This is a genomic window from Curtobacterium sp. B18, assembly GCF_000333375.1.
In the GTDB taxonomy this organism is placed as follows: domain Bacteria; phylum Actinomycetota; class Actinomycetes; order Actinomycetales; family Microbacteriaceae; genus Curtobacterium.
In genome coordinates this window covers 1-10,226 of record NZ_BACZ01000280.1, presented here as the reverse complement: position 1 = coordinate 10,226, position 10,226 = coordinate 1, and the positions used below count along the sequence as shown (strand labels likewise).

The window sequence follows — 10,226 nt, the reverse complement described above, 5'->3', positions numbered from 1 at the left end:
CGGTGTCGAAGTCGACGGGCTGCTCCTTGACCCAGCGGATCGCGGCGTCGAGGTCCTGCAGGTGCATGTCCTGCGGCAGGACGCCGAGGCCGCCGCGTCGGGCGAGCGTCGCGGCGAGGCGGGGCCCGGTGACCGAGTTCATGTTGGCGCTGACGATCGGGATGGTCGCACCGGATCCGTCGTTCGCCGAGAGGTCCACGTCGAACCGGCTCGTCACCGCCGACCGGCTGGGGACGAGGAAGACGTCGGAGTAGGTCAGGTCGTGTGTCGCTCCTCACCGCCGGCATCTTCCTGCGCCTGGTCCGCGCGAACATGATCGGTTCGCTCGGGTCCGAGTACGTCGACGCGGCCCGCTCACGCGGTGTCCGGGAGGCGCGGCTCGTCCGGACGCACGCCTTCCGTCCCGCCCTCGTGCCGATCATCACGGTGATGGGACTCCAGATCGCCATGCTCCTGGGTGGTTCCGTCCTCACCGAGACCACCTTCGGGTGGCGCGGGCTCGGCTTCGAGCTCAACCAGTACCTGTCCGCCCGCGACTTCGTCGCGGTCCAGGGCATCGTCGCGATGCTCGCGGTGATCGTCGCGGTGACGAACTTCATCGTCGACGTCGTCGCGGCCCTGATCGACCCGAGAGTGAGGTTCTAGAGATGGCTGACACCTCCCTCGTCGACCGCCACGAGCCGCTCTGGAAGCGGCTGCCCGTGGTGGTGCAGCTCCGCAGGAGCACGGGCTGGCAGCGCGCCATGCTCATCACCGGCGTGGTCATCTGCGCCCTGTACCTGATCGTCGCGGTCGCCGCGCCGCTCATCGCCCCGTACGGCTTCGGCCAACTGCAGGGCGCTGACGGCCAGAGCTTCCCGCGCACCGGCGCACCGAGCGCCACCCACATCTGGGGAACCACCGTCGGCGGCTTCGACGTGTTCAGCCGCGTGGTCTACGGCGCGCGGACCGCGGTGCTCGTGGTCATCGTGGCCGTCGTCGTGTCGATCTTCATCGGCGTGCTGCTCGGCATGGTCTCCGGCTACATCGGCGGCTGGCTCGACCGGATCCTCGTCGTGGTCGCGGACGCGATCTACGCCTTCCCGTCGCTGCTCCTCGCGATCGTCGTGTCGATCGTGATCTCGGGCGGCAACTCGAGCTACTCGGGCGGCATCATCGCGGCGGCGATCTCGATCACCGTCGTGTACGTCCCGCAGTACTTCCGGGTCGTCCGTGCCGAGGCCGTGCGCCTGAAGAACGAGGCGTTCGTCGAGTCGGCTCGGGTGATGGGCACGAACCCGTGGCGCATCATGACCCGCCACGTGCTGCGGAACTCGACCCGGTCCCTGCCGCTCATCCTCACGCTCAACGCGAGCGACGCGATCCTGACCCTCGCCGGCCTCGGCTTCCTGGGCTTCGGCATCGGTCCGACGAGCGGCGCCGAGTGGGGCTACGACCTCAGCCGTGCGCTCTCCGACGTCGCCAGCGGTGTCTGGTGGACGGGGGTCTTCCCGGGTGTCGCGATCGTGGTGCTCGTGCTCGGCGTGACGTTCATCGGCGAGAGCCTCAACGACATCTCCGACCCGCGCCTCCGTGCACGACGTCGGCTGAAGCAGCTGGTGTCCCGCAAGCAGACGGCCAGCACGGAAGGGGCGACCGCATGACGGACGCGACCAACCCGTCCAACGCGACGGACCAGCCCAAGGCCTCCACGCGCCTCCAGGCCGGCGACACCACCACCGAACCGGTCGTCGTCGTCGACGACCTGACCGTCACCTTCGCGACCGACGGCGGCGCCGTCGACGCGGTCAAGGGCGTCAGCATCGACGTCCGGCCCGGCGAGGTCCTCGCCCTCGTCGGCGAGTCCGGCTCGGGCAAGTCCGTCACCGCGCGGAGCATCCTGCGGCTCATGCCCGAGACCGCGACGCTCGGCGGAGCGGTGTTCCTCGACGGCACGGACGTCGTGACCGTCGGCGCGCAGAAGCTCCGGGGTCTGCGCGGGACCGCGGGCGCGATGGTGTTCCAGGAGCCCTCGACGGCGCTCAACCCGGTCTTCACGGTCGGGTGGCAGATCGCCGAGGGACTCCGCGCCCACGGCGGTGTCTCGAAGAAGGAGGCCCGCGCGAAGGCGATCGACTACCTCCGTCGCGTCGGCATCCCCGATCCGGAGACCCGCGTCGACCACTACCCGCACCAGTTCTCCGGCGGGCAGAAGCAGCGTGTCGTCATCGCCAGTGCGCTCGCTCTCGAACCGAGCGTGATCATCGCCGACGAGCCGACCACCGCCCTCGACGTGACGGTGCAGGCCGAGATCCTCGACCTGCTCCGCCGCTGCCGCGACGAGTTCGGTGCCGCGATCGTGATCATCACCCACAACATGGGCGTGGTCGCGGACCTGGCCGACCGCGTCGCCGTGATGTACCAGGGCGAGGTCGTCGAAGAGGCCCCGGTCGGCGAGCTGTTCGCGGCGCCGCAGGACGACTACACGAAGCGCCTGCTCGCGGCCGTGCCCCGGCTCGAGGCCTCGACCGGTGCCGCCCGCCGTGCTGCGATCGCGTCGGACGTCGAGCCGCTGGTGTCCGCGAGGGGTCTGGAGATCGAGTACCCCGGTCGCCTCGGCTCGCACGCGTTCAAGGCGGTCAAGGGCGTCGACCTCGACATCCGCCCCGGTGAGGTCCTCGGTCTGGTGGGGGAGTCCGGCTCCGGCAAGACCACCATCGGCCGTGCGATCGCCGGCCTGACGAAGATCACCGGCGGCTCGCTGAACGTCCTCGGCACCGAGATGCTCGGCTACCGTGAGCGGGACTTCAAGCGGCACCGCAAGGACATCGGGTTCGTCTTCCAGGACCCGGCGACCTCGTTCAACCCGCTGCTGACGATCTCGGAGTGCGTCGCCGAGCCGCTCGTGGTGCACGGCGAGGTGTCGAGCCCGCGTGCCGCCCGGAAGCGGGTCGGCGAACTGCTCGAGGCCGTGCAGCTGCCGGCGGCCTACGGCGACCGCTACCCGCACGAGCTCTCCGGCGGGCAGCGGCAGCGGGCCTCGCTCGCGCGGTCGCTCGCGCTGCGGCCGAAGCTCCTCATCGCCGACGAGCCGACGAGTGCGCTCGACGTGTCCGTCCAGGCGCGCGTGCTGGAGCTGTTCCTCGAGCTGCAGCAGGACCTCGGGTTCGCGTCGCTGTTCATCAGCCACGACCTCGCGGTCGTCGGGGCGCTCTCGGACCGGATCGCCGTGCTCTACCGGGGCGACCTGGTGGAGACGGGCACCACCGCCGAGGTCCTCGGCGCACCGCAGCACCCGTACACGCAGCGTCTCCTGGCGTCACTCCCGGTGCCGGATCCGGCGGAACAGGCGGAGCGACGGCGTACGCTGGTGGAACTGGAGAACGCCGGGTCCTGACCCGACGCGACCATCCCAGGAGGCGCGGTGCGCGTCGTCGACGCATGCCGCGCCTCCTGGCGGTCACCTCCTCGAACATCGCGCACGACGGTCGGTGCAGCCCGGTCCGTCGCGAACCGCCGCCAGGGGGCGGCGTGGAAGGGGATCCATGATCGCGGTCAACGGACCGGCGGTCGTCGCGGACGACGTGTCGATCGAGTACCGGAGCGGACGGGGGACGGATGCGATCCGGGCCGTCGACGGCGTGAGCCTCACGGTCCGTCAGGGGGAGATCCTGGCCGTGCTCGGCGAGTCCGGGTCCGGCAAGTCGACGTTCGCCGCGGCCATCGCTGGGCAGCTCGGCACCACCGGCGAGGGCGACGGCGCCCACCGTCGGCACATCATCGGCGGCGAGCTGACCGTGCTCGGGCAGAAGACCCGCGGTCTCCGGCCGACGTCCCGCAAGCTCGAGCGACTGAGCGGGCGCATCGGTTACCTGCCGCAGGACGGCGCGGACCGGCTCAGCCCCGACCTCACCGTCGGCGAGGCCATCGCGGAACCGATCTACGCGCGGGACCGCCGGTTCGACCGCAAGGAGGCCGGCCTCATCGTCGCCCGCCTGGTCGACGCCGTGCACCTGCCCCTCGGCGTGATGCGGCTCAACACGTGGGAGCTCTCGAGCGGGCAGCGGCAGCGGGTCGCCCTCGCGAAGGCGCTCGTGCTCGAGCCCCAGCTGCTCGTCGCCGACGAACCCGCCCGTGGCGTCGATGTCCTCGTCCGCCAGTCGGTGCTCGAGGCCTTGGCGACCCTGCAGCGGAACCGGCAGTTCTCGGCGGTCGTGGTGTCGAGCGACCTGCGCGAGGCCCGTGCCCTCGCCGACCGGGTGGCGATCATGGCCGAGAGCCGGCTCGTCGGACTCGGCACCTTCGACGAGGTCCTCGACAACCCCGTCGACCCCTACGTCAAGACGCTCGCGTCGACGGCGGCACGTCCGGTGAAGCGTCGGCAGCCCGTCGCGGCCGCCCCGCGGCGGTCCTCGGCCCCGCGCCGGCCAGTCGCCGCCGGCACCGGACCCCGTGCGGAACGGCAGGAGAACGCGTGAGCGCGGAGCCGTCCGGGTCCGGGGTCCCCGCGGCCGTGTCGGGCACGTCCTCGTCGTCGGGTACGTCGTCGTCGGGCGCGTCTTCGTCGTCGGGTGTGCGCGGGCACCGGGCCGTCGTGACCGACGCCGGCGCCGCGCTGCCGATCGCACCGCCGACCGCCGGGCCGGTCGCGATCCTGCCCGCCGGTGACGGCACCGCCCTCCACGAGGACGCGGTCGCCGCGGCCGGTGGGACCGTCGGTGCCCTCGGTGCCGACACCGCCGGGCTCGTGTGGCTCGACCCGCGGGACCCGTCCGGCCTGGCCGATGCCCTGGACGCCACGCCGTCGGTCGGCTGGGTCCAGCTGCCGTTCGCCGGTGTCGACGCCTTCGCCGGGCTGATCGCCGAGCACGGCGACCGGGTGCTCTTCACCTCGGCCAAGGGGGCGTACGCCGAGCCCGTCGCCGAGCACGCCCTCGCCCTCACGCTCGGGACGCTCCGGGTGCTGCAGAAGCGTGCCCGTGCACGGTCCTGGGCGACCGAGCCCGAGGGTGTCTCGCTCTACGGCAGGAACGTGGTCGTCATCGGCGCCGGTGGCATCGCGCTGGAGTACATCCGGCTGCTCGCACCCTTCGAGGTCTCGGTCACCGTGGTGCGCCGCTCGTCCTCGCCGGTCGCCGGGGCTGACCGGACCGTCACGACCGACCAGCTGGACGAGGTGCTGCCCGACGCCGACGTGGTGATGATCGCGGCCGCGATGACCTCGGGGACGTCGAAGCTGTTCGGGCCCCGGCAGTTCGCGATCATGAAGCCGTCCGCACGGCTCGTGAACATCGCCCGCGGCGGACTCGTCGACACGGACGCGCTCGTGGACGCCCTGCGGAGCGGAGCCATCGCCGCCGCCGGGCTCGACGTCACCGACCCGGAGCCCCTACCGGACGGACACCCGCTCTGGGACCAGCCGGGCGCGATCATCACGCCGCACCAGGCCGACACGCCGGAGATGGTGGCGCCGCTGCTGGCCGAGCGCGTGCGGGTCAACACCGTGGCGTTCCTCGGGGGAGCCGGCGAGGGCTTCGTCGGCGTGGTGGACCCGGTCGCCGGGTACTGAGCGCGGCACGCCCGGGATGCGTGGTGGATGCGCGGGGCGGCTCCGGGTTCCTGCTATGCTGTTACCCGTTGTTCGCACGACATTCGCCAGCGGACAGTGATCCTCGATAGCTCAATTGGCAGAGCAGCCGGCTGTTAACCGGCAGGTTGTTGGTTCGAGTCCAACTCGGGGAGCAGACAGGCCCTCGCCTTCGGGTGGGGGCCTTTTGCGTGCGCGGGGTGCGGCGGGCGCGCGGGTTCGTGCGGGGCGCGCGGGCGCGCGTAGTGCGTGCGGGGCGCGCTGCGTGCGCGGGGTTTCGCGCTGGGCGACAGGTCACGGGCTCCGGCAGGCGTGAGGTGTCGGTGGGCGCGAAACGTCGCGCGCGTGCGGCACGCGGCTCCGGCGCGCGCGGGTGCGGGTCCGGCGCTCGGCATCCGCTTCCGGTGCTCGCAGCGGACCCATGGCTGGATGCTGTTAGCGTTCACAGGTGATCACCCTGCGCCGAGCCCTCGCCGCGATCGTCGTGGCGACCGTGGCGGTCGGTCTCGTGGGGTGTACGACCGGTGCCGAGTCGGAGCCCGGTGACTCACTCGACACCGCCGCGACCTCAGGTGTCGCGGCCTCTGGTGCCGCGCCGATCGTGTTCGCGTTCGTGTGCGAGACGGGCGTGTCCGGCCGGACCGAGACCTACACGACCTACTCCGCCGTCTGGGAGGACGACCGCACCGACTGTCGGGCGCGGCGCATCACCGGGACGACGATGTCCTCGCAGCAGCGCGCGGCGGTCGATGCCGGTCGGGGTGACGCCACGCTCGAAGGACTCGCCGCGACGTGCGCACTGCGGGGGAGCGGGCCGTGGGCCCGGGCCGTCGACTCGGCGGCCGAGGCGAACGTCGCCGCAGCACTCCTCCTGTACTGCCCGGGACATCCGGAGACCGGCCACCTGCGGGACGCGATCGCGGCCTGGCGGAGCTGAGCCGTGCCTCCCGGACGGCCGACAGGCCAACCAACCGGCCGACCGACGAACCGGACAGCCGACGGGCCAACCGATCGACAAACCGGCCGACCCATTGACAGGCCAACCGACTGACGGGTCGGCCGACAGGCCAACCGACCGACCGCCGTGCGGGCCGGGGCTCCTGCCGTCAGCCCTCGGGGTGGTCGCGACCCGGCAGCCACGACTTGCCCGGGCCGCCCCAGCTGTTCTTCCGGATCGCCTTGGCGACCTGCTTGCCGTAGGGGTGCACGAGCCGGTCCGCGTACAGGTACCCGTCGAGGTGGTCGTACTCGTGCTGGAAGATCCGGGCGAGCCAGCCGTGCGCCTCGACCTCGAACGGCGTGCCGTGCTCGTCGACCGCGCGGAGCAGCGCACCCTCGGACCGACGGAGCGGGAAGCGTTCGCCGGGGACCGACAGGCAGCCCTCGGACTCCTCGTCGTCGTCGAGTTCCTCCACAGCCTCGGGCACGGAGGGAGTGGTCCACAGGATGGGGTTCACCGCCACGCCACGGTGCAGGACCTCGTCATCATCGGTCCATGAGTACACGAAGAGCCGCTTGCCGACGCCGACCTGTGGGCCGGCCAGACCGACCCCCGGTGCGAGGTCCATCGTCTCGAACATGTCGGCGACCAGCGATCGCAGGTCGTCGTCGAAGTCGGTGACCTCGGCTGCACGGGCGTGCAGGACGGGTTCACCGGTGATGCGGATCGGGAGAACGGCCATTCACCCAGGTTATCCGGCGGGGAACGGTAGCCTCGACGCGTGACGACGGACCTCCAGCTGCCCGACGCGGTGAACCTCACGCCGTTCCAGGCGCTCATGATCCCCGTCGCGCTCATCGGCGCGGTGTTCCTGTCGCTGGGGGCGCAGTTCCAGAGTCGCGGGGTGCAGCGGGTCGAAGCGCGGCTCGGCCGGCAGTCGAAGGGCCTCAGCGTCCGACACGTCGTCGGGTTGCTCTCGAGCGGCTACTGGGTGCTCGGCACGCTCATGCTCGGCGTCGCCGTCGTGCTGCAGCTGGTGAGCATCACCTACGCGCCGCTCATCGTCGTCCAGCCGCTCGGCGCCGTGGCGCTCGTGATCACCACGTGGTTCTCGTCGCGGGCCTCGGGCGTGCCGCTCGGCCACCGCGCACGGCGGGCCGTGTGGACCTGCATCATCGGTGTCGGCATCTTCGTGGGCATCGCCGCGTTCGTCGGGCACGAGAGCGCGATCACGAGCCGACAGCTCGTCACGGTGCTCGTGGTCCTGGCGGTCGTCCTGGTCCTCGTGCTCGTCTCGTTCCGGATCGTGGCGAAGCACAAGAACGCGCTCTACTACATCGTCGGCGCCGGCATCCTCTACGGCTTCGTCGCGACGCTCGCCAAGGTCGTGCTCAACCGGTTCGTGAACGGCACGTTCGACTGGCTGACGGTGCTGGCGATCGTCGGGGTCGTCGTCGCGGCGTCGCTCGGCGGGTACTTCGTGCAGAACGCGTACTCCATCGGCTCGGCCGACCTGGTGATCGCGGGGCTCACCGTGATCGACCCGATCGTCGCCGTGGGCATCGGTGTCGTCGTCCTCGACGAGGCCTCGGGGGCGCCCGTCTTCGCCGTCTTCGGCTTCCTCGTCGCCGCGGCGATCGCGATCACCGGCGTGTTCCTGCTCGCCAAGCACCACCCGCAGACCCGCGCCTGAGCCCTCGTCTCGCGGGGGTGACGGTGTCCACCGCGAGGCGGACGCGAGCCCTGCGCGACGTGGGGTAGCGTCGTGGAACGACCAGCATTCGCCCACGAGAGGACGACGCCAGCCGTGTCAGACGACGCCACCACCGCCACCGCCGAACCGACGGGTGCGACGGGCGGTCGACGACCGCTGCGTGTGCTCATCGCGGCCGACACGTTCGCGCCCGACGTCAACGGCGCGGCGACCTTCGCCGAACAGCTCGCCGTCGGCCTCGCCGAACGCGGGCACGAGGTCCAGATCGTCGCCCCCGCGTCGAGCCGCCACTACGGCACCTTCGACGAGGAACTGCACGGCGTGACCCTCGTCGTGCACCGCCTGAAGTCCTACAAGTGGCCGCTGCACGCCTGGCTGCGCTTCGTCTGGCCGTGGAGCGTCCGCAAGTGGACCGCCCCGATCCTCGACGCCTTCCAGCCGGACGTCCTGCACATCCAGTCGCACGTCGTCGTCGGCCGGGGCATGGTGCCCGAGGCGCACGCGCGCGGCATCCGGGTGATCGCCACGAACCACTTCATGCCCGAGAACCTCCTCGAGTACACGCCGTTCGGCAAGCGCACCGTGCCGATCGCGGTGAAGATCGCCTGGAACGACGCGGCGAAGACGTACCGGCTCGCCGACGCGATCACCACGCCGACGAACCTCGCCGCCGACTACCTGCGCCGCGCCATCGCCGGGCAGCGGGTCCTGGCGATCTCGTGCGGCATCGACGCCACGCGGTACGTCGCCCGCGAGGGGCGTCCCGCGAACAACGACATCGTGTTCGTCGGCCGGGTCGCACCCGAGAAGAACCTCGACGTCCTCGTGAAGGCCCTGGCGCTCCTCCCGGCCGAGCTCGACACGACGCTGACGATCGTCGGCGACGGCGAGATGATCCCGAAGCTCACGCACCAGGCGAAGGAGCTCGGGCTCGAGGACCGCGTCCGGTTCCTGGGCTTCGTCTCCGACGAGGCGAAGCGGCAGGCCCTCACGAACTCGACCGTCTTCGCGATGCCGTCGACCGCCGAGCTCCAGAGCATCGCCTCGCTCGAGGGCATGGCCTCCGGACTCCCCGTCGTCGCGGCGGACTCGATGGCGCTCCCGCACCTCATCGACGGCAACGGCTTCCTGTTCACACCCGGTGACGAGCACGACCTGGCCGCGAAGCTCACGGCCGTGCTGACGGCGTCGGACGACGACTACGTGGCGATGCGTCACCGCAGTCTCGCCATGATCGAGGCACACGACATCAACCGCACGCTCTCGACGTTCGAGTCGCTGTATCGTGGGGAACCGGTGGACTGACGGTCCCCGGCGAGGGGCGGTAGCCAAGCTGGTCAAGGCAGTCGGCTCATAACCGAACGATTCGCGGGTTCGAGTCCCGCCCGCCCTACATGTCAAAAGCCGACGCGGGTCCGAGCAGCAGCAAGCGACCGCACCCGCCCCGCGTGCACCTCCCCAGGAAGCGCGACGCACCGCAGGACCAGGACGACCACGGACCGACGCCGAACGTGACGTTCGAGGTGACCCGCGGTGGCACCGGTGTGCGCGTCAACGCGTTCCGGATCGGCTTCATGGGTGCGCTCGGTGTACTCGTCGCGGTCGTGGCCGGCGCGATCGTCAACGAGCTCAGCACGGTGCTCGTCTACGTCGGTGTCGCGCTGTTCCTCGCGCTCGGCATCGATCCGCTCGTCTCCTTCCTCGAACGGTTCGTCCCGCGATGGGTGGCGATCACGGTGGTGGTGGTCGGGGTCCTCGCGGCCTTCGCCGGGGTGGTCTTCGCGGTCGTGCCGATCCTGGTGCAGCAGGCGACGAACCTCATCCAGAACTTCCCCGAGATCGTGCGGGACGTCTCGCGGCAGGAGTGGGTGCAGGACCTCTCGCAGCAGTTCGCCGGGTCGTTCGACATCGACCACGCCCTGCAGTCCCTGCAGTCCTTCGTCGAGGACCCGGGCAACCTGCTGAGCCTCGGCGGCGGGATCCTCGCCGTCGGCAGCGGGATCCTG

The 10,226-nt window shown here is 71.2% G+C and carries 10 protein-coding genes, 2 tRNA genes and 1 pseudogene; 11 read left to right on the top strand and 2 right to left on the bottom strand.

The genetic code is table 11. The annotated features are described in order from the left end of the window. The coding region (locus I5E_RS07235; protein ID WP_031261791.1) for an IMP dehydrogenase at positions 1-217 on the bottom strand (217 nt) is incomplete at its 3' end. A 47-nt stretch (positions 218-264) separates the two neighbouring features. Between I5E_RS07235 and I5E_RS07230 the strand changes: the two are divergent. The 7 genes and pseudogenes from I5E_RS07230 to I5E_RS25295 all read left to right on the top strand — a co-directional run. Continuing rightward, a pseudogene (locus I5E_RS07230) lies at positions 265-645 on the top strand (ABC transporter permease); the annotation flags it as partial. Between the two features lie 2 nt (positions 646-647). Next, the gene (locus I5E_RS07225; protein ID WP_022906389.1) at positions 648-1,643 is read left to right on the top strand and encodes an ABC transporter permease; all 996 of its coding nucleotides are present in this window, start codon (positions 648-650) and stop codon (positions 1,641-1,643) included. After that, positions 1,640-3,376, top strand: coding sequence for an ABC transporter ATP-binding protein (locus tag I5E_RS07220; RefSeq protein WP_022906388.1), 1,737 nt, complete (start codon positions 1,640-1,642; stop codon positions 3,374-3,376). Before I5E_RS07225 ends, I5E_RS07220 begins: the two co-directional genes overlap by 4 nt. Before the next feature lie 148 nt (positions 3,377-3,524). Continuing rightward, positions 3,525-4,457 (top strand): ATP-binding cassette domain-containing protein, encoded by a 933-nt coding sequence (locus I5E_RS07215; protein WP_022906387.1) that lies wholly within the window; start codon positions 3,525-3,527, stop codon positions 4,455-4,457. Between the two features lie 116 nt (positions 4,458-4,573). Beyond that, on the top strand, positions 4,574-5,548 hold the full coding sequence (locus tag I5E_RS07210) for a D-isomer specific 2-hydroxyacid dehydrogenase family protein (protein WP_042723674.1): 975 nt from the start codon (positions 4,574-4,576) through the stop codon (positions 5,546-5,548). A 100-nt stretch (positions 5,549-5,648) separates the two neighbouring features. After that, positions 5,649-5,721, top strand: a tRNA-Asn gene (locus I5E_RS07205). 293 nt (positions 5,722-6,014) lie between these two features. Continuing rightward, positions 6,015-6,503: a hypothetical protein gene (locus I5E_RS25295; protein WP_022906385.1), complete on the top strand. Its 489-nt coding sequence runs from the start codon at positions 6,015-6,017 to the stop codon at positions 6,501-6,503. A 169-nt stretch (positions 6,504-6,672) separates the two neighbouring features. Here the strand turns inward: I5E_RS25295 and def are convergent, their stop codons facing one another. Further along, positions 6,673-7,248, bottom strand: a complete 576-nt coding sequence (gene def / locus I5E_RS07195) for a peptide deformylase (RefSeq protein WP_022906384.1) — start codon at positions 7,246-7,248, stop codon at positions 6,673-6,675. A gap of 39 nt (positions 7,249-7,287) precedes the next feature. Here def and I5E_RS07190 point away from each other — a divergent pair, with 39 nt between their 5' ends. The 4 genes from I5E_RS07190 to I5E_RS07175 form a co-directional block, all read left to right on the top strand. Beyond that, the gene (locus I5E_RS07190; protein ID WP_022906383.1) at positions 7,288-8,199 is read left to right on the top strand and encodes a DMT family transporter; all 912 of its coding nucleotides are present in this window, start codon (positions 7,288-7,290) and stop codon (positions 8,197-8,199) included. A gap of 114 nt (positions 8,200-8,313) precedes the next feature. Then, a complete protein-coding gene (locus tag I5E_RS07185) occupies positions 8,314-9,525 on the top strand; it encodes a glycosyltransferase (RefSeq protein WP_022906382.1) in 1,212 nt (403 codons plus the stop codon). A 13-nt stretch (positions 9,526-9,538) separates the two neighbouring features. Then, a tRNA-Ile gene (locus I5E_RS07180) sits at positions 9,539-9,613 on the top strand. A 55-nt stretch (positions 9,614-9,668) separates the two neighbouring features. Next, the coding region (locus tag I5E_RS07175) for an AI-2E family transporter (RefSeq protein ID WP_022906381.1) at positions 9,669-10,226 on the top strand (558 nt) is incomplete at its 3' end.

Bases quoted from the DNA above. Each gene is read 5' to 3' on its own strand.
- def (WP_022906384.1), bottom strand. From the start codon at position 7,248: ATGGCCGTTCTCCCGATCCGCATCACCGGTGAACCCGTCCTGCACGCC.
- I5E_RS07220 (WP_022906388.1), top strand. From the start codon at position 1,640: ATGACGGACGCGACCAACCCGTCCAACGCGACGGACCAGCCCAAGGCC.
- I5E_RS07225 (WP_022906389.1), top strand. From the start codon at position 648: ATGGCTGACACCTCCCTCGTCGACCGCCACGAGCCGCTCTGGAAGCGG.
- I5E_RS07215 (WP_022906387.1), top strand. From the start codon at position 3,525: ATGATCGCGGTCAACGGACCGGCGGTCGTCGCGGACGACGTGTCGATC.